The sequence below is a fragment of the Flavobacterium saccharophilum genome, assembly GCF_900142735.1.
GTDB classification, from domain to species: Bacteria; Bacteroidota; Bacteroidia; order Flavobacteriales; family Flavobacteriaceae; genus Flavobacterium; species Flavobacterium saccharophilum.
In genome coordinates, this window is sequence record NZ_FRBY01000002.1 from 440279 (window position 1) to 466183 (window position 25905).

Consider the following 25905-nt stretch of genomic DNA (forward strand, 5'->3'; position numbering starts at 1 on the left):
CATGAGCATAACAAGAATTATTGGCGGTAAACTAACTAAAACTGCCACAACCGGAAATATAGACATACGTGCAACAGAAGGAAATGTAGATTTTATTGCTGCTCAGCATAATATATGGCATGGAGAACAAGAAGGTATTATCTATCATGGTTATGAACCTCTGCATCCTGCAGATTCATTGGTAAATGAAATCTCTATCACGCTAAATATTTTTTTTGATGGCACACAAAACAATAAAACCAATACGGAAGAAGGTAAAAATTATCAAGCATCAAATCACGAAGATGATAGTTATACTAACGACTACAGTAATGTCGCCCGTGGTTACGATTCCATAGACGCAGCAATTCCTTTTCATGAAAAAATTTATGTAGAAGGAATTGCTACTCAGGATTTAGAAAAAGATGATGTTGTACCTGATGTTGCAATAGGTATGGGAAGCCGTGGTATTGTTGCCAAAGTGACAAAAGCATGTATCATGGCTGGAAAAAAATTTAAACAGAAAAAATATCAAGATAAAAAAATAGATGAAATAAAAGTAAATGTTTTTGGTTTTAGCCGCGGTGCGGCAGCAGCAAGACATTTTTTACATGTTGGAAACAGTCCTGCTAAATTACAATTGTTAGATCGTGAATATGCTTATGCTATTCCTCCTTCTGTAAGCGATACAAATCCAGATTATATAAAAATTAAAAGAGATGAACCCCTTGTAAATAAACATGGCTATTTTGCTGCCTGTCTTTTAGATAATGACATAAGACCAAAAAAAATCAATTTTAATTTCGTGGGTTTATACGATACAGTAGCCTCGCACGGAGTTTATCATGGCAATGATGTGAAAGATTTACATCTTGATGCAGTAGAAAAAGCCTATTTTGTTTTTCAGATTTCGGCAGATGATGAATATCGTGAAAACTTTGACTTAACCGATATTACAAGTGCCGGTATCAATGGGCTAGAATATACACTGCCAGGTGTACATTCAGACATTGGAGGCTCATATAGAGATCGGGCTTTCGAAAGAGCCGTTTTGTATTATAAAAAAGAATCTCTTTACAATGAGATGATCCACAACGCTAAAGAAGAAGTCTCCAAATTTAAAGAGATTGTTCTAAGAGAAGGCTGGTACAAAGATTATCAAATAGACGCGGGGTCGTTTCCCGAATCATTTATTAATCCAAAAAAGAAAAAAGAAAAATTTGAAAATATGGAAGATACCTATTATAGCGTAATAGGCACAAGGAAAATGAGAAACACTTATGATAAAATCCCACTCAAAAAAATGTTTTTTTATTCTAAACAGTTTGGGGTAATTTATAATGATAATAAGCTGAGTAAACTTCATGAAATTGAAGATCCTTTTTTACAAAAGATATACAATCAACTTTTAAACTACATAGTAGCCTGCAATAATTTGCGCAACAGTTATGTGAAACAAAAATCTTGGGATTCTGAAAAATATTTGACTGAATTAAGACAAATATCGTATCTGGATTACATAGACTCTCAAGATTTAAAAACATTGCGGAATGAATATTTACACTGGTCTGTAAAAGCCAATGAATTTGGTTTAGGATCAAGAGAAAGCCAGGCACCATCAAAAGAAGGAGCATTAGAACATCAATACAGAAAAAGAGAGATTCATCATGGCTAAGAACAAATACACACTTATATATTCTATTCTATTAAATATTCTATTTCAACCATTAATAAGCTGCCAAATGAAAAAAGAACTGCCTGAATTTCATGTAGAAATGTCACATCCCGAAAATAGATATATAATTGAACCTGTATATGACCGCATTAAAACACTTGAAGGTGTTAGAGCTGGATTTCCTTATGGAGGCTCTTCTGGTGAATGGGGGGATGCTCATGCCACATGGACTGAACAGCACGGTACTCCTATTGGAGCTGATATTACGTACTATGCCGATTATGAAGATACTTTCTACCATTTAAATGTAGATTTCCCAATAGATACCATAAAAGACTGGACAAAAAGATTTTATCCTAGTTCAGAAGTTGAAGAAAATCATGATGAATTACAAGAATACATTTATGACAGAAAACCATCACAAAGAAGAACTTATATAGAATTTAGAGATCTTATTTTTGGTTTTGCCCCAAAAGGAATGGTCGTTGTTTGGTTACGTTATGGCGGTACGCAAAAAGAACTTGGACGTTATCAGGCACAAAGAGTTAAGGATGATCAGGCTTTAGAGGCAAAACTTTTTGCTTCATGGTCTATGAAACGACAAGAAGTTAGAAAAATGTCTTTAATATCTGATGCAAGTCCGGAAAAATGGGACAACTATCGTATAAAATACTTTTGGAAACCTGCAATCACTTCTAAGAATAAAAACTTCAGGCTCTTTTGGGTATTAACAGATTATTTTAACGCTGAATTTGAAAACAAATTACGCCCGATGGTATTACATCCTAAAAAAGAAAAAAGAGCAATTCCAAATCTTATTACTTTTTTTTGGGAAACTGGTAAAGGAGAAAAATATGAAGGCCGAGCCTTTTTTAATTGGGAAAAAACCAATGAACTGTTTAAAAATGAAGATAACGGCGATAATGAAATTCAAATAAAAATTAATCCTGACAATAGCGATTTTGAAGTACTAATAAATGGCCACCCTTTAGAAACAATCAATAAAAGAGTTTTTACAACTGATAGGGAATTTAAAGAATCTTATAAATAATTTTTCCTGATATTGAAGAGGTTTAAAAAATGTTTTTAGTTAAAGAAAATCTATCAATGCAAAATGACAAAATCTTATGAAAAAAAATATTTTTTTTCTCTTTACTATAATTCTGATATTTTTATCATCTGATTTAATTATTACCCTTTGGTTCATTTTAACTATTGGCTCAACAGTATCAAATATTACTATCAATTCGATACGATATATTTTTATGCATTATGGGTTTGCGTTAAGTATAGTACCGACCATTTCTTATATAATTATATATTTCTTACATAAGAAAATTAAAACTCGTTGGATTTTCTATTTATCTGCATTTCTCATTCTATGCTCTTGTTTATATTTTATGGCTTATATTTTTGTGTGGTTTAGTCTGGTTGGCATTATAAAGAACGATCTCTTTACTCAATAAACAATTAGATAGTAATTTAGTATTGAAATTAAATTGATCCCAATCACTTAAAAAAACCTGCGTAAAATCTAACAGAATTTTACGCAGTCTTTTTATTCTAACATTTTACCTACAATTACCAACCCTTCACAGCCCCACCTTTAAACTCACGAATAGCTGCCTGCTCTACTTCTGCAGATTGGAATGCCTGAAGAAACTGTTTTACTTTTTCTTCATTTTTATTATCTTCACGGCTTACCACCAGATTTACGTATGGAGAATCTTTATCTTCTACAAATAAGGCATCACGTGCAGGAACTAAGCCTGCCTGAGAAGCAAAAGTATTGTTAATTATAGCAATCGAAACATTTTGATCGTCTAAAGCACGTGGCAACTGAGGTGCTTCTAATTCTAATATTTTAAGGTTTTTAGGATTACTTACAATGTCGGTTACTTTAGGCAACAGACCAACTCCGGCACGCAATTTCAATAAACCGTTTTTTTCTAAAAGCAATAATGAACGTCCACCGTTTGTTGGATCATTTGGAATAATGATCGTGCTTTCGTTTTTCAATTCGGCAAGACTTTTTATCTTTTTAGAATAAGCCGCAATCGGATACACAAATGTTTTTCCAATAATGGCTAATTTATAACCGCGTTGTTTTGATTGCTCATCCAAATAAGGTTTGTGCTGAAAAGCATTGGCATCAATATCGCCCTGACTCAACGCTTCGTTTGGAATAACATAATCATTAAACGAAACCAATTCCACCTCAAGGCCATATTTTTCCTTGGCTACTTTTTTAGCCGCTTCTGCCACTTTCAATTCTGGTCCGGAAGCAACTCCTACTTTAATATGGTGCGGATCGTTCTTTTTGTTTTCGCCACAATTTGATAAAACAAGTGATAAAGCTATAATTCCGGCTGTTTTAAAGAAATTTAATTTAGTATTCATCTTTATATTTTTTAATTTTAATTTTAATTTTAATTTTTAATTGGCAATTATCTGTGGTCAAATCGTTTTGATAAGGTATCACCGGCAAATTGGATAAGGAAAACCAGAATCACCAATAAAGCCAATACCGAATTCATCGTTACGGCATCATAACCAATATAACCGTACTGATAGCCCACCTGTCCTAAACCGCCCGCTCCTACTGCTCCGCCCATTGCAGAATATCCTACAAGAGTGATTAAAGTAATCGATGCAGCATTGATTAAAGATGGCAATGCTTCCGGCAATAAAACTTTATATACAATTTGAAAAGGTGTTGCGCCTAAAGCTCTTGCGGCTTCAATTAATCCAGATGGCAAACCTAAAAGACTATTTTCTACCAATCGTGCAATAAAGGGTGCTGCTCCTATACTTAACGGAACCAATGCCGCACTAACGCCAATTGATGTTCCAACAATGGCCCGGGTAAACGGAATCATCCAGACAATTAAGATGATGAAGGGAATAGAACGGAAAATATTCACCAAAATAGATAAAACTCTATTTAAAACAGGCTGTTCTAATATTTGATTTTTTCGGGTAAGGAAAAGCAAAATACCTGTTGGAAGTCCTAACAGGAAGCCGAAAAATCCAGACAAGAATGTCATGATGATCGTTTCCCAGGTTCCTTTTAACAATAATTCAATAATGGATTCAGACATAACCTATGATTTCTGTTTTAATATGTTTTGATATAAAATATTCGATTGCAGCCTTGTAGTTTTCGCGTTTGCCGGATAACTCGATCAGCATAATTCCAAAATTCACCTCACCAGCCTGATCCATCTGAGCACTAATAATTTTAAAATTAGTATCAAACAATCTCGAAACTTCTGAAATTACAGGTTCATTTACTGATTTCCCTGTCATTTCAAGTCTTAATAGTGGATTTAAATTCTCACCATCTTCCTTTTGTAATCTTTCCAGATAAACAGCAGGAATATCCAAATGCAAAGAAGAAGCAATAAATTCTCTTGTCAGTTCATGTTTGGGATCGGCAAAAATTTCGCCGACACTTCCCTGCTCTATCAGTTTTCCGTGACTAATTACGGCTACTTCATCACAAATTGATTTCACCACTTCCATCTGGTGTGTAATCAGTAAAATCGTGATGTTAAGTCGGCGATTAATATCTTTCAGTAAATTCAGAATAGATCTTGTGGTTGCGGGATCCAATGCGCTTGTTGCTTCGTCACACAATAAAACTTTTGGATTATTGGCTAACGTTCTGGCAATGGCAACTCTTTGTTTTTGTCCGCCCGAAAGACTTGCGGGATAATCGTTTGCTTTTTCGGATAAACCAACCAACTGAAGCAATTCTAAAACTCTTTCATTAATTGTTGCTTTTGAAGTTCCTGCTAATTCAAGTGGAAAAGCAACATTTTCAAAGACTGTTCTCGAAGAAAGTAAATTAAAATGCTGAAAAATCATTCCGATTTGCCTTCTTTCAATAGCAAGCTGAGCGCTTGATAATTGTATCAGGGATTTTCCATCCACAATAATTTCTCCTGAAGTTGGTCGTTCCAGTAAATTAACGCATCTGATTAAAGTACTTTTTCCCGCTCCCGAAGTTCCGATTACACCAAAAATTTTCCCTGGCGGAACCTTTAGCGAGACATCCGATAGCGCCGAAACAATTCGGTCTTTCTGATGAAAAGTTTTACTAACGTTTTTTAATTCAATCATTCTTTAATTTTAGTTTAAAAACAAAAAAGCCTTTCAAATTACTCATGAAAGGCTTTTCGAAAAAATAGTATTATTTTATATAGAAGCCCATACAATCATTACAGTTTCCCAGCACATCATTTTGTTGCTGTTATAATAATTCTTCATATTGTGGCTATTATTTCTCATTTCGTTTGCAAATTTAAAGAGTAATTTTTGATTTCACCTCATAAATCATCAAAACTTTTATTAACCTATCAAAATAGTAGATTAAATCATTTTATTAGTTATTAGTTATACTTATTCTTTATTCTTTATTCTTTATTCTTTATTCTTTATTCTTTATTCTTTATTCTTTATTCTTTATTCTTTATTCTTTATTCTTTATTCTATTCAGCTCTTGTAAATTTTCTTAAAGCTACTTCCCTTCTACAAAACCTCTAAACTCAATCATTATAAATTATTTTAATAACACTCAAAAATTATTAATTTGATTAATAAACATACTCACCATAAATTTGTCTCATCAAAATCAAACAATTGATTTTAAATAATTAAAACAACTTAAAAAAATAGAAATCATGAAATTTACAAGAAGAGCAAACGCAAATTGGAAAGGTACAGGAATGGAAGGAAAAGGAACCATCAGTACACAAAGCACCACTTTAAACGAAGCACAATTATCTTTCAAAACCCGTTTTGAACAAGGAGTTGGAACCAACCCGGAAGAATTAATCGCAGCGGCACATTCAGGTTGTTTCACCATGCAATTAAGCTTTTTATTATCTGAAGCTGGATTTGTTCCGGAAGATTTAGATACAGTGGCAAAAGTTACTTTCGAAGACGGAACCATTACTTTAATTCAATTAGAATTGACTGGAAAAGTACCTGGAATTTCAGCAGAAGATTTTCAATTGGCAGCTCAAAAAGCAAAACAAATCTGTCCAATTTCAAAATTATTAAACACTGAAATTACATTATCTGTAACGTTGAATTAATTCAATGTCAATAACAATTTCAAAAATCAATTTCAATTTAAAATCATCTAAAATCAACAATCTAAAATTTACAATTATGAAAACAATTTCTATAAAAGAACAATTGAAATCTTATTTCTTGTTCGCCGCTTTAATCTTAAGTTTAGTATTTACAACTGTAAATGTTAACGCACAAACTAAAACTGCTGCTCCGCAAATTAAAAACGTTGTATTGGTACACGGTGCCTTCGCAGACGGTTCAGGATGGCAGGGATTGTACCAAATTTTGACTAAAAAAGGATATAACGTAACTATTGTTCAAAATCCATTAAGTTCCTTAGCAGATGATGTTGCTGCAACAAATTTAGCCTTAGACAAACAAGACGGACCAACTATTTTGGTTGGACATTCATGGGGCGGAACTGTTATTACAGAAGCCGGAAATCACCCAAAAGTAGCAGCATTGGTTTACGTAGCAGCTTTACAACCTGATAATGGAGAAAACTCTATTCAATGGCTGCAAACTGCGCCTCCGGCTCCTGAAAACGGTGTATTGGCTCCAGATGACAAAGGAATCGCTTATTATGACAAAGCTAAATTCCACGCTGGTTTTGCTGGAGATTTAAGCAAAGAACAAGCTGATTTTATGTATGCTTCTCAAGGTGCTTTCCACGCACAAGGATTTGGAACTCCTATTACAAAAGCGGCCTGGAGAGATAAACCTTCTTACGGAATTGTAGCAACTGAAGACAAAAGTATCACACCAGATATTCAACGTGCAATGTACAAACGTTCTAATACAAAAATCACAGAAATAAAAGGAAGCCATGTGGTTTTTATTTCACAACCAGAAGCTGTTTCGAAAGTTATTATCGCTGCTTCTAAGAAATTGTAAATTATGAATTGTGAATTATAAATTAATTCCTTCACATAACAAAGCCTGACTTTACGGTCGGGCTTTATTGTTTTAAAATTTATGCATTTATGTCATTCCGAGGAACGAGGAATCCCCGAGAGAAGCTCGACACAGATTGACTATTCGGAACGGAGCTACTTGCGGGGATTCCTCGTTCCTCGGAATGACAATCGAGATTAAGAAGAACAACCTTAAAAATAAAAACTCCAAATTCTAATCACAACAGATTTGGAATTTGGATTTTTTTTATTGGAATTTGTTTTTATCTACATAAACTTACTCACCGCCTTCACAAAATAAGGCGAATCGTTCCAGCGGATTTTTCGATAAGCGAAGTCTTTTTTGAGGGAATCCGGGAGGGAATTCCAGATGGCTTCGTTCATTTTTTCGAGTATTAGTTTCTTTGAAAAAGAATCGGAAACTACCAAACTGATTTCCCTTACGGGAATAGGTTCCGAGAAAGGTTTAAAAAGTCCTGATGGTGCGTCGTTCAAAATAGAAAGCTGCGGAATAATAGCAAATCCCAAATGCGCTCGGACTAAATTTTTTAAGGTTTCGATCGAACTGATATCGTAGGTAAACTGCTCTTTTATTTTATCTGAGGATTTTAAACCGCAGATATCCAGTAATTGTGCGTTATAGCAAAATTCATGATGCAGCAATAATAATTCGGTTTTATCTCCGGGCTGCATTTCATAAAACGCTTCTTTCGCCATGGGATGGGACTCATTCAAATACGCCACAAAAGGCTCTTTAAAAATGGGATGTTCAATTAAATTAGCGTTTCCGGTTGGAGTTGCCATAATAGCGACATCAATCGTTCCCGTTTCTACATCTTTCATCAACTGACCAGTATTCGATTCTCTTATAATGAAATGTACTTTTGGAGTCGCTTCTTTCATCGCTTTAATAAACAACGGAATCAGATAAGGCGATAAAGTGGAAATGATACCTACTTTAACCTCCCCTTCCAGCAAATTTTTTTCATTCACTACAAAATCCCGAATCTCATCGGCTTCACGGAGAATCTTTTTTGCGCGATTGATAATTTCGATTCCCAATATAGTTGGCGTCAACGGCACTTTATTCCGATCAAAAATCTTTATTCCGATTTCCTCTTCCAGATTCTTTAACTGAATTGTTAGTCCGGGTTGTGTCACCATACAAACTTCGGCCGCTCTTGCAAAGTGGCGTTCTTCGTCTAAGGCTACAATATATTTTAATTGCTGAATGGTCATTGATTATAATTTTATTTTATAAAGATAACAAAATATCAATTTTGATTATAAAACCATGAGAATTTTAACCGCAAAGTGCGCAAAGTTTTTTTAATCTCTAGGCTTGGTAAAAACACATCCCGAAGCCTCGGTACGCAAAGCTAGGTGGATATAGCTTTGTGAACTTTGCGTAATTCTTAGCGTACTTTGCGGTTAAACCTCAAAGTTGCTGCTTAAAATAAAGAAATTCATTAAAAAACTTCTTTTAAACAAAAACATAAAAAACCCATAATCAATTACTTAAAACACAAACATGGAAATTTTACAATATTTTTTTTAAATTCTATAATTTTTAACAAAACCAAAATCTCAAATTGTACGTATGTATCTATATACGATACTCTGGAATGGCTTAAATTCAAATGGATAAGTTTTTGGAGCATATTGAGTTTAATGACCTTCCGGGTTATCGTTTTATTTCGTTAAATTTTATAAAAGCCGTAAAAGTTTGGAAAAGCCTGAAATTCAGAGATTAAAAAAGAGTTTGCAATATTTGGAAAGCAAACAACGAGAATTAAAAAAACAGCAGGATACTGATACTCGTAGTATTGAATCAATTATTAAATACTTGAAAAAAGACATGATCCAACAGTTTAACCTAACGGATTATGATTCTTTAATCAAACAAGAAATTAAAGACACGGATGTTTTTATTACGCATGTAAAATATATTATAGAAACTACTTTTTCAAATTCAATTTGAGCGCGTAATAACTTAATTTAAAAAAGTACCTAAAACTTTAGGTACTTTTAACTATTATTACAACATAGTATCACTCATAAGTATACAATTGAAGCTTTTGAATTTCGAAATCATCAACGGCAATTCTCACATGTCTTCCCTGATGTGTCTGGTCGCCATTGAAATGACGGAATGTTTTCCAGACCGTGTTTTCAAAAGTTCCCTGATCGACTTTTAAGATTCCGACGTTAGCTGTTTTATCTTTTAATGGCTTAAAAGTGACTACAATTCCGGAACCGGCAATATAGAATTCATTTGGCGCAAGCTCAATTATAATAGCGCTTGTTGTTGGCCAGGTTTCTTCTTTGGCTCCATCAGACCAATTTAATGTGTAATCGTGTTTAAAAGTAAATTCGTAATCGCCTAACTGAATAATCTGCAACGAGTTTTCTTTATCTAGTAAAACACCGTCTATCTTATGTAATCCTTTACTAGCTTCAATAACCGGCGTTAATTGTCTGACTAAATCATATATTTTTCCAAGAGGTTCTTTTTTGGCATCAGCAACAGATTCAATAGAAAAAGGTGAAAAACCAATTGCTTCATAATGACCAATCGCATAAAGCCCTTTGAATGGTGCAGTTTTGTCGAATTTATGTTCCGGAATAAACAACGGATCTCCCTGACGTGTAAATAAGTCATTCCAATGTTTAAATGAGGGATTATAAAAATCGGGTGATAGAAAATCAATTGAATTTCCAGCAGCTTTCCAAACGTCCATAATATGAGGCAAAGGTCCTGCACTTGGATATTCTCCCGCCTTTTTTTCGGGTGCGTTCAAAGCAGCATTTACAAACATAGGAATGGCATAACTGTCTTTTCCGGCTTTGGTAACAGCATTGGTAAATTTAGAAAAATACCAGGCCATAAAAACCTCATCGGTTTGAAGGCTTTTTCCAAAGACGGCTTCCCAATTTCCTTTTGCTTTAAAACCATTTTTCTTCCAGACTTCTAAGAATTCAGGAACCAATTTTTCTTTATTTTTCTGCATGTATTGTAATAATTCCGCTGGTACTTCTTTATTGAAAGCTTCATTTGCCTGCGGGCAATAATCTCTGGCCGTTGGCAACATTCCGATTTCATTTTCAACCTGAATCATGATTACAGTCTGCTCCTTTTGATCATAATTTTTAAGATGTGCCATCAATTTCTGAAAAGCATTTATATCCGCCTTCAGATTGTTTTCACTAAAAGGTGTTAGTATTTCATGACTTTTGTTTTTATCATCTTTGACTCTCGGATATTTCTTCTGATTTAACTTTACCCATGCCGGAGCATGACTTGACATACTATTTTTCCAGGATCCAAACCAAAGGAAAATCAGTTTTAAATCTTCTTTTCGAGCGCGCAGGATTAAGTCATCAACCAAAGAAAAATCAAATCTACCTTCCTCCTTTTCTATTAGTTCCCAATAAATTGGAGTCAGGACTGTATTTAGATTCATATCCTTTAGCTTAGGCCAAATAGATTCCATACTTTCCATACTGGTAGCCGAAGAATTTCCTAGTTCTCCACCCAAAATAAGAAATGGTTTTTCGTTCACCATCAATTGTGTCTTATTTCCTTTTTTTTGAAGATGAGGTATTTTTTCCTGGCCAAAGCCGAACTGCATTGCTATCAAAAACAGTAAAAAAAGCCTCTTTTTTAGAAAATCATGCATATTTTTTATTTTAATATTAACTCAAATAAATAATCCATCTTATAAAACCAAAGTGTGATGTTATAAGATGGATTAAGGCTAAAAGGGATTTTATTATTTTTTTAATTCACCCGAAAAATCTTTACTAACGTCTTTTCCTGCAAGACCATCAGCAGTTCCTTTGTAAGCATGTTTACGAACATAATTGGCATCCCAAAGGTTTGGAGATTCGTCAGGCAACCAGAATTCGTGTTCTTTTACACTGTCAGAAACTCCCCAAATCGTAATACCATATTGTTGTGCTGCCGGAATGTGTTTTTTGTACATATCAATCACATACTGATACATTTCTGCCTGAGCTGCTTGTTGCGCAACAGTTGGCGCATTTGTTCCTAACCTGATATCCAATTCAGAAATTTTAATCAATTTTCCGCTGGCAGCTAATTTTTGGAACATTTGAGCAATCTTGCCTTTATCTGTCGTTAACGAAATGTGCATTTGCGTTCCGATACCATCAATAGTAGCACCTTTACTTTCAATGTACTTCACATATTCGATTAAACCATCACATTTACTTAAACTTGACTCCAAATTGTAATCGTTGATAAATAATTTATCTGTTGAATTTCCGTATTGACGAGCCAGTTTAAAGGCTGTTACTGCAAAATCTTTTCCAAGATATTTCGCCCATGAAAAATAGTCTGCTGCTGTATCTCCTTCATTTCCGGTTCTTAATGTTCCGTCTTCTTTCATCGGTTCATTAACCACATCCCAGGCAAAAACAGAAGTTTTATAATGCGTCATCATCTTAGAAATCCAATCCTCCATAGACTTGCCAATAATAATTGTTTTTTCAGCATCTGTTTTCTCGATCGTAACTGGTGCAGTTGGTCCTCCACTTGAATCTCCTGAAGTCACCACAACATTGTCAATGTAATAAGTACCTGCGGCTCCGCCCAAATCAAAATTCAAACCTGTTTCAGTCCCATTTCCTTTAAACTTCCACTCCACTAATTTCCATGTTGTAGAAGTAGTCTGATCGCCCTGATAATGGGCTGATGTACCTGTTGTCGAACAACGAACAGATCCCGCGGCTTCTGAACGAATCATATACGAAATTGTATAATCTTTATCTAAAGTCATTACACTTGTAAAATCAGCATGAATTTGTGTTTTCCATTGATTTGCAGCATCAGTTGTTGCATTAACCACTTTCATTGCTCCATTTCCTTCATAAGCATTTGCTGCTCCGGCAAAACTTAAAGCATCATCAGCTCCATTGTATTTTGCCCAGCCATTGATATCAGTATTAAAAGTACCATTGGCTACCAAATTAACTACCGTTGGTGTTGCATCAAGATCTGTAACAGCTAACGTATTTACATCGATAAGATAAGTTACGTTTGGAACAGATCCTAAATCAAAGTTTAATTGCAGACTATTACTTCCGACAGCAAAATCATTTGCATTTAATGTAAATTTGATTTGTTTCCATTGTGAACCTGTCATAAATGCTTCTGCTCCGCCTGTACCATCCCAATTGATCCATGGGTAACCATTTGTCAGTCCTGAAAAAGAAATACGTCCTTTACCAGCCTGATCTGATTTAATGTAAAAAGAAACCTCATAACTATGACCTGCGACAACCGGAACGCTTGGAGATGTAAGTTGTAAACTCCAATAATTAGCTGATGATGCAGAGGAAATTAATTGCACTGCTTTAGAGTTAGCCGTTAATCCTGCATTATCAACAATTGTAATTCCCTGACCTGGATTGTTTCTACTCCAATTAGAAAAAGTACCATTTTTTAAACCCGCAATATCCATTGCATTTGCTCCGCTTGACCCCGGAATAACTGTTGGTGCAATAATACTATTTAAATAACTGGCATTTTGGTTGGAATGCCAAACCAAAGTATGCCCGAAAACGGATAAACCAGCTGATTTGGTAGCCGCAATAAACGCATCCATAGTCGTAAAATTAATTTCTCCTTTTGAATTTACCATGGCGCCATGTTTCATCGCATAACCGGGAGTCACTTCATCAAAATTTTCATTGACTAATTTTCGGTATGCGGCATCGCTCATGTATAAATCAGTTCCGATTCCGTTTCCTAAAACAAAATCAGTGTAGGTTTTTAAGGTTTCATATCGACTGATTTTCTCAACCAGTTCTAAAGGCAATTCTGCTCCGGTTATGGCGCCGTGTTCCGGGTCTTTTTCCCATTCCATTAAATTATCATCGCATGATCCTAAGATCATTAGAGAGGAAGCAATTATTGGGATTATATATTTGTATTTCATTTTGTTCTATTTTTTAAATTATATGATTTATCTCTTTAAATAGTAATCTTTTGCAGATTTATATTAGTTCGGGAAATCATTATAAGTTGGTGTATTTAAGGAAACTATTCTCCAGTTATCTGTATATACTTTCACAGAAGTTGCTTTTGAAGGAAACTCTACAGTACTATCATTTCCTGTAACATCTTTCAATTTAACATCAGAATTTTCGAAGAAAATACCGAAATTTTGATACGCTGCAGCCTCACGGTAGGCTAAAACAGTTTCGAAAGTAAAAGCTTCTTTAGACCATGCATAAAATTTGTTTAATGGAATCGTAACCGTTGTCCAACCGGTCGTTTGAAAAGCAACCGATTTTCCGTCTACAATCCAAGGCACGTAATTGTAACAACCTCCAGTCCATTCACCTCCATTAAAATTATTGATTGTACATATTTTTAAAAACCCTGAATCTTTCCAGGCATCCGGTACGTAAACCTCAAACTGAAAAGCCACCTGATCCAACGCTGTGTTTGCCGGAATATAAGGTGTTAACTGTGCTCTCCAGTTATCAACACCATTTCCTGCTGTCCAAACTTCTGTACAACGGTTTTTGGCAGCATCAAAAGAAGCGATACGGGCTGGACGATGCGGAACATATTTACCTTGCGAAATATTATCTGCTCCAATTGTTCCTGACTCTAAATCTTCTGGTTGAATCATGCTTGTCGAAGTTCCCCAATAGCCGTGAGATCCGCTTCCGTCAAAATTCAATAAAAGACCTTTCTTAAAGTTAAAATAAGCAGGAGAATAAGCACCTCCATTTGAACCTTCAACAAATATTGAACCTCCAGTATCTGAAACTCCGCCTGGCATTGTAACTGTGAAAAATTCACCATCAGGATCTGATACGATTCCGGTTGTTACTGTAACATTTCCCGGAAAAACTACTTTGTTTATTTCAGTTAAACCAGCACCGGAAACTGTAATTTTTTCACCCGGATTTGGCATTGTATTCGAAATACTGCTAATAGTTGGGCTTGAAGCACGAATCTGGAATGGAAATACTGTTTCGGTATTATCGTTCACAAAACGAATTGTATTTCTGTCTGCCGGCTCTGCTTCTATAGTTGGTGTATCGCCAGAAACAGTCAAAATAATCGAATTATCCGATACAAAAACGACATTAAAATAAGTCGAATAACCGTTTATGTATACTTTTTTAAGTCCGCTAAAACCAGAACCTTCAATTCTTATCGTTTGTCCCAATCTTACAAAACTAACTTCTCTGTCAGGAACAGCTGAATTTACATCTTCCAGAAACACTTTACTGATTGCTATTGATTTACTTGCTGAATCCTCATTATCACAAGAGGTAAACAGCAATGCGCAGCACATCATGCCAAGAAACGCAAGGGGTGCCCAATATTTTTTATTTAATATATATTGCTTCATATTGATCAATCTTTTTAAATTATTATTTTTCATAATACTAGAACAAGTCTTTTATTTTCTCCTCTGTAAACTCATAAGGAACCGGGTTTTCTCTCAACAACGGATTTTGAACCAATTCAGATTCCGGATAAGGCAAAAGAAAAATAGTAGCATCGATTACTCCAATAGAACGAGAACTAGTGCTTTGTGAAGCATCAATTGTTACCTTATTGATCGTATTGTCGTATAAAATTGGAACTATTGTACCTCTATTTTGACTTGTCACATAATTGATTACTTCTTGTTGTTTGTAATACGATCTTCGAACTAAATCATACCAATACTGTCCTTCCATACACAACTCTACTCTTCTTTCGTGAATAATATCAGCATAAGAAAGTGTTGTTTTGGCATTAAGACCTGCGCGTGTACGAAGTTCATTTACTGATGCAATAGCCAGACCATCAGCAGTTGTAGGACTGTTTCCTAAAGCTGCTTCGGCATAATTCAAATACACTTCTCCTAAACGTAACATGTACGTATTTAACCCTGAGTTCATACGAGACGTTTTAGCATTGTCTTTGGTAGAACCTACAACACCTTTTTTGACTGTAAGGAAATCATTCGTATGATCAACCGTATATCCTCCATTTGATTTATTGATTTCAGGATAAAAATCATTATCTGCCATCCAGGTGGCCTGTCTGCGTTTATCTGCTGATTCGTATTCCTGTAAAACATTGTAAGATGCTCTTGTCCAATAACCCCATCCGGTATCATCTCCTGTAATATCAGATCCCAATGCAAAATATGCCTGATGTGTGTTCGTTACACCATAATCTCCGTTTGGAACCCATTGAAGCGCAAACATCGATTCTGAATTGTTATTATTGTCTATTTTAAACAAATCATCATAGTTAGGTAATAATTTATATACCCCTGAAGTGATTACTTTTTCAGCTGCTTTTTTAGCTAAATCCAGATATTCTTGTTTTCTGGTTCCACTGTTTGGGTTATCGCTTACTCCTGAAAATGACAAGTACACACGAGATAACATTCCGTAAGCACTATATTTAGTCAATCTTCCAGCCTGACCAGCAGTTTCCGGCAGAAATTTAGCTGCGAATTCCAGATCGCGAATAGCAAATTCATAAACATCCTTTAATGGATTTTTATTCACTATTGGATTTTTAACCAATTCTCTCGGATCGGTCGTAATAATTACATCTCCCCAAAGCGAAGCTAAATACCAGTAGGCTGTACCTCTCATAAAACGGGCTTCAGCAATATATTTGTTCTTAACCGCGTCACTAACTTCACTTTCAGTAATACCAATAATTACGTTATTTGATTGTTGTACCACATTATACAAAGATCCCCAGGCAGAAACCAAAGGCCCTGTTAATCCGGTTTCAGACAGATCAGTAAAAGGATAAATATAATCTGAGTACGGAGCGTATAAGTTATTGGCACGCCCGTCTCCTAAACCATAATAAAATTTATCATTAAAATCAAACCAGACTTTATTGTATAATGGTCCTGTCGCAGCCTGAAAATCGGCTTCCGTTTTATAAAAATTCTCTTTTGTGATTTGATCATTTGGTTCAACTTCTAAATGATCACTACAACTAGTCCAAACAAATGGCAATGCGATCATAAGAACCGAGTAAAATATATTTTTTGTTTTCATAGTTTGCAATAATTAGAAATTAACATTTAATCCAAGAGTCGTGATCATCGGTGATGGATAACGTCCGTTATCAATACCTGTTAACAGGGCATCCTGATTAAGAGATCCAACTTCAGGGTCATAGCCTTTGTATTTCGTGAATGTTAATACGTTTTGAGCGTTTGAATATACCTTGATGTTAGAAATACCATATTTAGAATACAATGATTTTGGCAAGTTGTAACCAATTGATATATTCTTAACCCTTACATAAGAAGCATCTTCTATAAATCTGTCGCTAAAACGGAAGTTAGAAGCCGATGCTGCTGACGAAGCTGCAATTCTTGGCATATAAGGATCTCCACCAACAATTTGCACATTACGGTAATCATTTGGCCCATTCTGATCAATTAATCCCAATTGTGCATATCCTAAAGCTGATGACAATAAATTCGTGTTTTCACGAGGATTTTCTAACCAGCGTCTTTGATAATTTGCTACATCGTTTCCATAAGAACCCGTTACCAAAATACTAACATCAAATCCTTGAAAAGAAAATGAATTGTTGACTCCGAAAGTAAAATCAGGATTAGGATTACCAATATAATCACGGTCTTTCTCGTTAATTACACCATCATTATTTACATCTTTAAAAATATAATCTCCAATCCAGACACCATTTTCACCGATTGCCATTCCTTCAGGTAAAGCGGTTGGTTTCACTGTTCCGGCTGCATCTTTATAATAAAAGTCAGTAGCTTTTTCGAAACGCCCAATTACTTTATATCCATAAAACTGACCAATAGCCTGATCTACTGCTGTACGTGTAACAATAGTTACATCAGAACCTTGCTGAAGTGATTTATTTAAGATTCCGGTTTCTGTATTCAATGCCAATACTTTAGTTCTGTTCATAGAGAAAGTAACATTCGATCTCCAGGTAAAATCTCTTCTGTCCATATTTAAAGTATTCAATGTGAACTCCAATCCCTTATTTTCAAGAGAACCGATATTTACCCACGGAGCAGAAGTTGATCCTTGCCCAGTTGTTCCCACATAAGCCGGAAGAGGCAATTGCAATAATAAATTTTCTGTTTTTTTGTAATAAACATCGGCAACAAGTTCAATTCTGTTATCTAAGAAACTAATATCAAGACCTAAATTGCTTGAACTGGTTGTTTCCCATTGTAAATCTTTATTTGCTGTATTTGCTGCCAATAATCCTGTTCCCCAATTGGTTGCAGAAGCATTGTAAGTAGATGTGTAGGCATAGTTTGGTACATTTTGACTACCGACTTCTCCCCAGCCCAAACGCAATTTCATGTTGCTAATTACTTTGCTCTCTTTCAGGAAATTTTCATTTGAAACTTTCCAGGCCAAAGCCGCTGACGGAAACCATCCCCATTGATTGTCTTTGTAAAATTTAGAAGAACCGTCTCTTCTTATGGTCCCGGTCACGAAATATTTATCATTGAACGAGTATTGTACTCTGCTGAAATAAGAACTCAGCGAACTTGTATTACTTCCGTTTGAATTTTTAGCTGTTGTAGCATCACCCGCATTTAAATCTGTTGCGCCATTCGTCAGATATCCTGATCTGTAACCGTAAAGATTTTCCCAGTTTGATTCCTGCATTTCCTGACCTAACAGAGCAACAACTTTGTGCTCTCCAAAGGTTTTATCGTAGGTTAAAACATTATTCCAGCTCCAGAATTCACTATTAGATTTTGTTCTTGAACCTTCTCTTACATCATTTACCAATGCTCCAAAAGTATACGATGGATTAAAAGTGTAATTATTAGCAAAACCGTAATCTAATGAGTAAGTTGTTTTGAATTTTAGGTCTTTTGTAAAACCAATCTCAGCATACGTATTCGCTCTTATTCCGTAATTGATATTATGATTGTCTTTGATCGAAGCTAAACCAATTGGATTGTTTTGAACAAATTCTTTAGTGTCGGGACCATCAAATGTACCGTCAGCATTACGAACTGCGACGTTTGGTGTTTGTTTAAGTGCCGTTAAGATTAAGGCATCATCCTGAACTGTAGTGGTTTGGTTGGTTTTGCTTAAAGCGAAATTTACTCCCACTTTCAAGAAGCTTTTTACCTGAGAATCGACAACCCCTCTAAGATTAAGACGGTCGAATCCAGATCCGATAGCAATACCTTCCTGATCTAAGTAACCCATTCCTAAGGCGTAAGTAGTATTCTCTGTACCACCTGAAGCCGATAAATTGTAACTCTGCATCAAAGCCGTATCAAATAATTCTTTTTGCCAATCTGTTCCTTCTCCCAATAAATCAGGTCTGATGAAGTAATTGTCACGTTGTACGATTCCTAAATCAGAACGGGTATTTTTAAGTGTACCATATTCTTTAAGATTTAATAAATCTAAATGTTTCGGAATTTCCTGCCAACCTACATAACTGTCAAAATTGAGAACCATATCTCCTTTTTTACCACGTTTTGTTGTAATCATAATAACTCCGTTTGCTGCTCTTGATCCATAAATAGCGGTCGCTGAAGCATCTTTCAAAATATCCATCGAAACAATATCGGCTGGATTGATATTCGCAAGCGGATTTGTATTTACAGAACTTGTAGAGCCGTCGATGATAACACCATCAATTACAAAAATGGGTTCATTTGATCCATTTAAGGAACTGATACCACGAATACGAATGGAAGAACTTGAACCCGGTGCACCACTATTCGACTGAATTTGTACACCCGCTGCACGACCTTGTAAAACCTGATCAATTGTTGTTGCAACAGATTGTTGTACGGCCGCACTGGTAACTGTAGAAACAGCTCCGGTTAAATCTGATCTCTTCATTGTACCGTATCCTACGACTACAACTTCTTTTAAACTATTTAAATCTTCTTCAAGCGTTACGTTAATCTGACTTTGGTTATTTAAGGGAACTTCTTTGGTTTTAAATCCGATGAAGCTAAAAACCAAAACGGCATTTGGTGTTGCCTGAATAGAATAAGTACCATCAAAATTGGTAGCTGCAGTTGTCTTTGTTCCTTTTACAATAATATTGACCCCCGGTAAAGGTCCACTATTATCTGAAACTGTTCCTGATACAGTTGTCTGAGCATTTACCGAAGCAGAAAATACTAACAGCAGGATCATAAAACCCAGGTTCTTAAAGTATTTTGATTTGCTTTTAGTAAGTAAAAAGTTAGTCATAAATGATTGGTTTAATTAGTTAATAAATGGTATAGTTAGTTTTTATTGATGGGCCTCTTACTTGCTTTAATCTGATTAGAATTAAACTAGTAAAAAAGCTTTTCTGAAAACAAATATATATAAATTGCAACAATACACAACCGGTTGTGCATTTTTTTTGTTTGAATTTCTAAAAAAATAGCCATAAAAAAAGTAATATCTATATTTTTATTAATAAAATATTGAATATTTGACAAAACAGGGTTTTAAAACAACGAAAACGTTATAGATAAAAAGGAGTATCATTAAAAAAACTAGAAAAAATGCAAAAAAATAAAAAACTAAATTTATTTTTTACTTCAATCCCCTTTACTAAAAAATTATCTGCAATTAATTCAGACAAAAAAAACAGAACGCTCAGCCTACACTACAAAAAAGTCTTTTATAATGGTAATAAGGTTTTAACGAGAATTTAAATCTTAATAAGAAATAGAAAACCGATAAAAAACAATCGGTTGCTTATAAAGCAAAAAAAACTCCTTTCAAACAAAATTGAAAGGAGTTTTTAGACTATAAATCATTGTTGATTTTATGATTTTTTAATAGGAGATAAAAATGTAAATATTTAATTAAAAACGACTTACAAATTCAATTCAACTCTTTAAGATTCTTTTCTTTTAGAAGATTCACGAACAAGGACTTCTGTATTTAAGAAAGCAATTTCCTGTACATCTTCATTTTTCGCAGATTTGAGGTTCTTAATAATAATATCCGCAGCCGCTTTTCCCATTTTTTCAGCAGGATGCGTTATGGTGGATAAATTAGGATCGATAATTTGAGAAATCGGGTCATTATTAAAACCAATGATAGCAATGTCTTCCGGAACTTTTAAGCCTCTTTTCTTGGCTGTTTGTACAGCGCTGACCGCAATTATATCTCCAGATGCAAAAAGCCCGTCGGGAAGTGGTTTCACATCAAACAATTTGTTGCTGGCCTTCACTCCTTCTTCATAGGTAACAGCTTTCAAATCAATAATCAAATCCTCATCAACAGGTAAATTGTGATCTCTCAAGGCTTCAACATAACCTCTTTTTCTTTCGTTGTACAAGTTACCGAATTCTGAACCGGCTGTTAAATGTGCAATACGAAGACATCCCTGTTCTATAAGATGTTTTGTCGCTTTATAACCTGCAGAATAATTATCAATAACAACTCTGAAAGTATTGTAGTCCTTAGGAACCCTGTCGACAAAAACCAACGGAATATTATTGTTTGAAAATTGCTGAAAATGCGAAGTGTCTCTGGTTTCCATAGCAAGCGAACAAATAACACCACTTACACGGTTGCTATACAAGGATTTCGCCATATTAACTTCATCATGATAAGAGTCATGCGATTGCATAATAATTACCGAATAATCCGATTTTTGAGCCGTAATTTCGATACCACTAATTAATGATGACAAAAAGGGCTGAGTAACTGTTGGTATTAATACACCAATTGTTTTTGTCTTGTTTCCACGCAACCCTGCGGCAAGAGTATTAGGTACAAATCCCATTTCTTTTGCAGCCTTTTTAACTTTCTTGATCGTTTTATCACTTATAGAGTGATGATCCTTTAAAGCCCTTGAAATTGTTGAGGTTGCTAAATTTAACTTCTCAGCAATATCATAGATTGTTACGTGTTTATTTTCTTCCATAAAATAGATAATAAGAGATGTAAATATAAGTTATTTTACAACATTAATCTTCCTAAATTCACCTTCCATTTAACGATTATCCAATATCAAAATCCAACATTCAGCATTCCAACATTCCAACATTCTAATTATCTAATTGACTAATTATCTAATTGGCTAATTGTCATTCCTCATACATTTCCATCCACAGACGAGTTTCTTCCAAATCCAGTTCTTTTTCTATTTTCCGAAAAATTTCTTCATTCACAGATCCTTGTTTGTGCATCACTTCCAGTTTTGCGCGCTCGATATTCAATAAATCAATCTGAAGTTTAGTAAACTCATTAAAAATCTGTCCGCCCATTACATTTCCTTTTCCAAAAAAATTAGCCGGAAGTTCAGTTTTCTGCAAGCGATTAAACTTCACTTCATATTTACTTTTTATGTTGTGAAGTAAATCGTCGTTAAGCAATGAAAAGTTGTCTTCGATATGGGCAATTGTTTCAGAAACAATAACATTCCTGATCTCGTATTCTTCGGCTATAATAGAATAAGGCTGAATTTTTAATTTTTTGATAAGCCACGGAAGTGTTAATCCCTGAATGACCAATGTTGAAAGGATGACACAAAAAACCAGATAAATAATAAGATTACGTAAAGGAAAAGCCTCCTTTTCATTCATCATCAAGGGTAAGGCCATAGCTGCTGCCATGGAAACAACGCCGCGCATTCCAGACCAGCCAAAAATAATCATGTTACGGTAATCAAACTCTTCTTTCTGTTTATTTTTACTGCTTAAGTATTTCTGCAATAATGTTGACGGAATTACCCATAGAAAACGGACTAATATAACAACGGCACTAATACTCGCACCCCACAAAAATAAAGAACTGCCAGAATAATTACTGATTCCGATGATAATAAGACGAAGCTGTAAACCAATTAATATAAAGATAAGACCGTTTAAAATATTAGTCAGAATACTCCAGATTGTGACTGCCATAATACGGCTCTCATGGGTAAAAATTCTCCCTGATCGAGCGGAAAGATAAAGTCCGGTTGTTACAACAGCAAGTACACCGGAACATTCAAAATGCTCTGCAATTAAATAGGAAGCAAAAGGCGTCAGGAGGGTTAATGTAGCTTCGATTATATCATCGCACACAAACTTTTTATGTACAATACTCATTACAAAACCTACGACTAAACCAATCGCGATACCAAGCGTCGACATGATAAAGAAATTCAAACCAGCCTCCCAAAGCACAAAATTTCCAGCCAAAATTGCTGCTAACGCATATTTATAAGCTACAAGTCCGCTGGCATCATTGAGCAGACTTTCCCCTTCAAGGATTGCAATTAGACGCGGATGAAGACCAAGACCTTTTGTTATTGAAGTGGCTGAAACGGCATCTGGTGGCGAAATAATAGCACCCAGTAAAAAAGCCAAAGGCCAGGACATATCTTCTATAAGCCAATGTGCTGCAAGAGCAACTGCTATCGTCGTAAATAAAACTAAACCAACAGCTGCAAGCGTAATGGGCCGAATCGTTTTTTTAAATTCAAACCAACTTGTATACCAGGCCGCATGATACAAAAGAGGCGGCAAGAAAATAATAAAAACAACTTCAGGATTCAGCGCAATAACAGGCAGTCCGGGGATAACACTAATCACAACGCCACAAAGTACCAAAACAATTGGTATTGGAAAATTGTATCTTTTACTAATCAGGCTAAGAAAAGCAACGCCAAATAGTAGCATAATAATTACTGTGATATTTTCCATTTATTGCTGTTTATTGGTTTTTGGATTATAGTAAAATTAGGAGACTAATATACTGTTTTATTTAAAAAACAGTAAATAATCGACACAGAAATGAAAGTCTTTTTAAGTGTTTTGTATTAGAATTATTCGATATTTTCTGCTAAAGTGTCTTAAAAACAATTAAATTTGGAAACCCTAAATTCATTACTTGCATTATGTCTCAAAAAAGAAATTCTCTTTGTTTATTAGCCCTAGTTCTTGCATTATTTTATGCGCCACTCTCCTATTCGCAAGCCGACACTGTTAAAAAGGAAAAACGTTCCAAATTATTTGAAGAAGCCACCACAGACAGTGAGTATCTTATGGCTATTGAAAGAGCCAATGAAATGATGGAATCAGCTTACAATGATGCCGATTTTGATAGTGCTTCTCATCATTTATTTGGAGAAATTAAAAGAACACAAAGCAAACTTGACCTGATTCTGGTAAGTTTGAAAGGTGCTAATCCGAATGTGCGTAACCAGCAAATGTATCAAACTGTGCTGGAAGAAATTCAGCAGCAGCTGGAGGAACAAAATAAGGCAATCAATTTGCGTAATGAAAATCTGGAAAAGATAAAAGGCCGATTTATCGAACTGCGCAAAGACAAAGATCTAATGGCGCTTTTAAAAGATACCATCCGTCGCAAGCATTTCAAAAAAGAATTTGCCAACCTAAGGAAAAAATACCGAAGTACAGATAGCCTGATGACGAAAAATCAGGGAATTCTAAACAAGAAAAAAAGAATTACTGTACAACGAAAAATAGCCGTGTCAAACGCATTACTGGTTGTCGAAAGTAAGCTTGAAAAGTCCGGAATTAGCATGCTGCATAAAGAATATCCTTTTTTATGGAGTATTAACGACTCTATCCCCAAAAAAACAGTGGCACAAAACATTGGTGTCAAAATAGTGATTGAGGAAAAAGTTGCCGCTTATTATCTGAGTTACCGTACAGGCGGACTCATTACACTGCTCTTTTTTATGGGACTTCTGGCCTGGTATATTTCACGTAATTTAAAATATCTCAGAACAAATGGACATTCAGAAAACCTTTCCTTATTTAATTTCAAATATTTAAACAGAGGGTTTCTTATTCCGGTTGCTGTAATAGGGCTTAATATTGCTGTTGTAAGCAATTTGTTTGCTCCGGCTTTGTTTATAGAATTACTTCAAATGCTTTTACTCGGAATTTTGACTATTCTTTTCAAAAATCAATGGTCAAAAGTAGCGATGAAAAACTGGCTGTTTCTCTTAGGTTTATTCTTCACGCTTTGTTTCCTTGATCTTTTTATTGAAGTTGGCTTCCTGCAACGCTGCGCTTTCATTGCTATAAATGTTTTAGGAATACGCTATGGTCTGGTGCAAATCAAAACCCTTAAAGAGCAATTGTATATTCAGGGATTTTTCAAATGGGCCAGTATAATTTTCATCGGTTTTAATGGTTTATCGATACTTTATAACCTTTTCGGAAGAGTTTCACTTTCGAATATGCTGAGTCTGACTGCTTTTATTTCGCTTACACAGATAGTGGCACTTAGTGTACTATTAAAAATAATCTTAGAAATCATTCTTCTGCAGATATATACCACCAGAGTTAAACGTGGCATTGAAAAGATTTTTGATCACGAGAGTTTATCCAATACACTCAAAAAGCCTTTTGTTTTAGTAATTGGCTATATGTGGGTTGTGGTAATTGCTTCGAATTTAAACATTTGGCAATCGCTTCGAACTTCTTTAGGAGAATTATTAAGTCGTCCAAACAATATTGGAAGCATTACCTTCACTTTAGGAAATATTGTCTTGTTTTTTATTATTATCTGGATCGCCCATTTATTACAAAAATATGTTGCTTATTTCTTTGGAGAAATTGACGATGAAAACGAAGAAAATGTCAACAAAAGGCAACATTCTAAATTGCTCATTACAAGACTGACTGTTTTGATTGGCGGTTATCTTTTAGCGGTTGCTGCTTCCGGAATGCCTTTGGATAAACTGAGTATTCTTTTAGGAGCCTTAGGTGTCGGTGTTGGACTTGGACTTCAGAATGTGGTTAATAATTTCGTTTCGGGTATTATTTTAATTTTTGACAAACCAATTCAAATTGGGGATGTTATTGAAATTAGTTCTGAATCTGGAAGAGTGAAGTCAATGGGATTGCGTACCACTAAAATCAATGCGCCAAACGGTGCAGAAATCATTATCCCGAATGGAAATTTACTATCGCAAAACATCACCAACTGGACGTATACAGATAATTTTAAATTAGTTGAAGTTTCAATAGACATTAGTGGTGATACCACTCCGGACGATATCAATGCAACGATCATGGAAGCATTGGAAAGCTTGTCTTTAGTAAACACAACCAAAACACCACAAATTTTCTACAATGCTATTTCAGAAGGAAAATATAAAGTATTAGTGAAATTCTGGTGCAGTATTTACCGTACAGAAGAAACTGTTAGTTCTGCCCGTCAGGTTCTTTTTAGTAGTTTTAAAGCTAAAGGATTGACTTTTTCGAGTTAAGAATTGATATTGTAAAGTATAGAAAA

At 34.9% G+C, this 25905-nt stretch carries 17 protein-coding genes; 6 read left to right on the top strand and 11 right to left on the bottom strand.

Translation table 11 applies throughout. The features are described from left to right. Position 1 precedes the first annotated feature (1 nt). On the top strand, positions 2-1654 hold the full coding sequence (locus BUA98_RS07420) for a phospholipase effector Tle1 domain-containing protein (RefSeq protein ID WP_072970977.1): 1653 nt from the start codon (positions 2-4) through the stop codon (positions 1652-1654). 67 nt (positions 1655-1721) lie between these two features. Continuing rightward, positions 1722-2705, top strand: a complete 984-nt coding sequence (locus tag BUA98_RS07425) for a DUF2931 family protein (protein ID WP_244279179.1) — start codon at positions 1722-1724, stop codon at positions 2703-2705. A gap of 530 nt (positions 2706-3235) precedes the next feature. Here the strand turns inward: BUA98_RS07425 and metQ are convergent. Genes metQ through metN form a run of 3 tightly spaced genes read right to left on the bottom strand, consistent with a single transcriptional unit; the run spans position 3236 to position 5779 of the window. Next, the gene (metQ, locus tag BUA98_RS07430; RefSeq protein ID WP_072970979.1) at positions 3236-4054 is read right to left on the bottom strand and encodes a methionine ABC transporter substrate-binding lipoprotein MetQ; all 819 of its coding nucleotides are present in this window, start codon (positions 4052-4054) and stop codon (positions 3236-3238) included. Positions 4055-4101: 47 nt separating this feature from the next. Further along, positions 4102-4755: a methionine ABC transporter permease MetI gene (locus BUA98_RS07435; protein WP_072970980.1), complete on the bottom strand. Its 654-nt coding sequence runs from the start codon at positions 4753-4755 to the stop codon at positions 4102-4104. Next, a complete protein-coding gene (gene metN / locus BUA98_RS07440) occupies positions 4748-5779 on the bottom strand; it encodes a methionine ABC transporter ATP-binding protein MetN (protein ID WP_072970981.1) in 1032 nt (343 codons plus the stop codon). The genes BUA98_RS07435 and metN overlap by 8 nt, the downstream gene beginning before the upstream one ends. Positions 5780-6339: 560 nt before the next feature. Between metN and BUA98_RS07445 the strand changes: the two genes are divergently transcribed. Together BUA98_RS07445 and BUA98_RS07450 are read left to right on the top strand one after the other, a co-directional pair. Then, entirely contained in the window at positions 6340-6756 is a 417-nt protein-coding gene (locus BUA98_RS07445) for an OsmC family protein (RefSeq protein WP_072970982.1), read from the top strand. Between the two features lie 76 nt (positions 6757-6832). Beyond that, the gene (locus BUA98_RS07450) at positions 6833-7630 is read left to right on the top strand and encodes an alpha/beta hydrolase (RefSeq protein ID WP_072971830.1); all 798 of its coding nucleotides are present in this window, start codon (positions 6833-6835) and stop codon (positions 7628-7630) included. 287 nt (positions 7631-7917) lie between these two features. On the opposite strand, the gene BUA98_RS07455 is transcribed toward BUA98_RS07450, so the two are convergent. Beyond that, positions 7918-8889, bottom strand: coding sequence for a hydrogen peroxide-inducible genes activator (locus BUA98_RS07455; protein ID WP_072970983.1), 972 nt, complete (start codon positions 8887-8889; stop codon positions 7918-7920). Between the two features lie 487 nt (positions 8890-9376). Here BUA98_RS07455 and BUA98_RS07460 point away from each other — a divergent pair, with 487 nt between their 5' ends. Next, positions 9377-9631: a hypothetical protein gene (locus tag BUA98_RS07460; RefSeq protein WP_072970984.1), complete on the top strand. Its 255-nt coding sequence runs from the start codon at positions 9377-9379 to the stop codon at positions 9629-9631. A gap of 70 nt (positions 9632-9701) precedes the next feature. On the opposite strand, the gene BUA98_RS07465 is transcribed toward BUA98_RS07460, so the two are convergent. The 7 genes from BUA98_RS07465 to BUA98_RS07495 all read right to left on the bottom strand — a co-directional run bounded on the left by BUA98_RS07465 (position 9702) and on the right by BUA98_RS07495 (position 23336). Further along, positions 9702-11330: a GH35 family beta-galactosidase gene (locus BUA98_RS07465; protein ID WP_072970985.1), complete on the bottom strand. Its 1629-nt coding sequence runs from the start codon at positions 11328-11330 to the stop codon at positions 9702-9704. A 93-nt stretch (positions 11331-11423) separates the two neighbouring features. Continuing rightward, positions 11424-13613 carry an endo-1,4-beta-xylanase gene (locus BUA98_RS07470; protein ID WP_072970986.1) on the bottom strand — a complete coding sequence of 730 codons (2190 nt, stop codon included), beginning with the start codon at positions 13611-13613 and terminating at the stop codon, positions 11424-11426. A gap of 63 nt (positions 13614-13676) precedes the next feature. Beyond that, a complete protein-coding gene (locus BUA98_RS07475; RefSeq protein WP_072971833.1) occupies positions 13677-15047 on the bottom strand; it encodes a glycan-binding surface protein in 1371 nt (456 codons plus the stop codon). Between the two features lie 37 nt (positions 15048-15084). After that, positions 15085-16716, bottom strand: coding sequence for a RagB/SusD family nutrient uptake outer membrane protein (locus BUA98_RS07480; protein WP_072970987.1), 1632 nt, complete (start codon positions 16714-16716; stop codon positions 15085-15087). Between the two features lie 12 nt (positions 16717-16728). Further along, the gene (locus BUA98_RS07485) at positions 16729-19893 is read right to left on the bottom strand and encodes a SusC/RagA family TonB-linked outer membrane protein (RefSeq protein ID WP_072970988.1); all 3165 of its coding nucleotides are present in this window, start codon (positions 19891-19893) and stop codon (positions 16729-16731) included. A gap of 640 nt (positions 19894-20533) precedes the next feature. Beyond that, positions 20534-21571, bottom strand: a complete 1038-nt coding sequence (locus BUA98_RS07490; RefSeq protein ID WP_072970989.1) for a LacI family DNA-binding transcriptional regulator — start codon at positions 21569-21571, stop codon at positions 20534-20536. A 163-nt stretch (positions 21572-21734) separates the two neighbouring features. Beyond that, entirely contained in the window at positions 21735-23336 is a 1602-nt protein-coding gene (locus BUA98_RS07495) for a Na+/H+ antiporter (protein ID WP_072970990.1), read from the bottom strand. Positions 23337-23530: 194 nt separating this feature from the next. Between BUA98_RS07495 and BUA98_RS07500 the strand changes: the two genes are divergently transcribed. After that, on the top strand, positions 23531-25879 hold the full coding sequence (locus BUA98_RS07500; RefSeq protein WP_072970991.1) for a mechanosensitive ion channel family protein: 2349 nt from the start codon (positions 23531-23533) through the stop codon (positions 25877-25879). The last annotated feature ends 26 nt before the right edge of the window (positions 25880-25905 follow it).

Excerpts from the sequence above, each read along its gene's own strand:
- BUA98_RS07435 (WP_072970980.1), bottom strand. The coding sequence starts at position 4,755 with ATGTCTGAATCCATTATTGAATTATTGTTAAAAGGAACCTGGGAAACG.
- BUA98_RS07455 (WP_072970983.1), bottom strand. The coding sequence starts at position 8,889 with ATGACCATTCAGCAATTAAAATATATTGTAGCCTTAGACGAAGAACGC.
- BUA98_RS07485 (WP_072970988.1), bottom strand. The coding sequence starts at position 19,893 with ATGACTAACTTTTTACTTACTAAAAGCAAATCAAAATACTTTAAGAAC.
- BUA98_RS07500 (WP_072970991.1), top strand. The coding sequence starts at position 23,531 with ATGTCTCAAAAAAGAAATTCTCTTTGTTTATTAGCCCTAGTTCTTGCA.
- BUA98_RS07490 (WP_072970989.1), bottom strand. The coding sequence starts at position 21,571 with ATGGAAGAAAATAAACACGTAACAATCTATGATATTGCTGAGAAGTTA.
- BUA98_RS07465 (WP_072970985.1), bottom strand. The coding sequence starts at position 11,330 with ATGCATGATTTTCTAAAAAAGAGGCTTTTTTTACTGTTTTTGATAGCA.
- BUA98_RS07445 (WP_072970982.1), top strand. The coding sequence starts at position 6,340 with ATGAAATTTACAAGAAGAGCAAACGCAAATTGGAAAGGTACAGGAATG.
- BUA98_RS07425 (WP_244279179.1), top strand. The coding sequence starts at position 1,722 with ATGAAAAAAGAACTGCCTGAATTTCATGTAGAAATGTCACATCCCGAA.
- BUA98_RS07420 (WP_072970977.1), top strand. The coding sequence starts at position 2 with ATGAGCATAACAAGAATTATTGGCGGTAAACTAACTAAAACTGCCACA.
- BUA98_RS07450 (WP_072971830.1), top strand. The coding sequence starts at position 6,833 with ATGAAAACAATTTCTATAAAAGAACAATTGAAATCTTATTTCTTGTTC.
- BUA98_RS07470 (WP_072970986.1), bottom strand. The coding sequence starts at position 13,613 with ATGAAATACAAATATATAATCCCAATAATTGCTTCCTCTCTAATGATC.
- metN (WP_072970981.1), bottom strand. The coding sequence starts at position 5,779 with ATGATTGAATTAAAAAACGTTAGTAAAACTTTTCATCAGAAAGACCGA.
- BUA98_RS07495 (WP_072970990.1), bottom strand. The coding sequence starts at position 23,336 with ATGGAAAATATCACAGTAATTATTATGCTACTATTTGGCGTTGCTTTT.
- BUA98_RS07475 (WP_072971833.1), bottom strand. The coding sequence starts at position 15,047 with ATGAAGCAATATATATTAAATAAAAAATATTGGGCACCCCTTGCGTTT.
- metQ (WP_072970979.1), bottom strand. The coding sequence starts at position 4,054 with ATGAATACTAAATTAAATTTCTTTAAAACAGCCGGAATTATAGCTTTA.
- BUA98_RS07480 (WP_072970987.1), bottom strand. The coding sequence starts at position 16,716 with ATGAAAACAAAAAATATATTTTACTCGGTTCTTATGATCGCATTGCCA.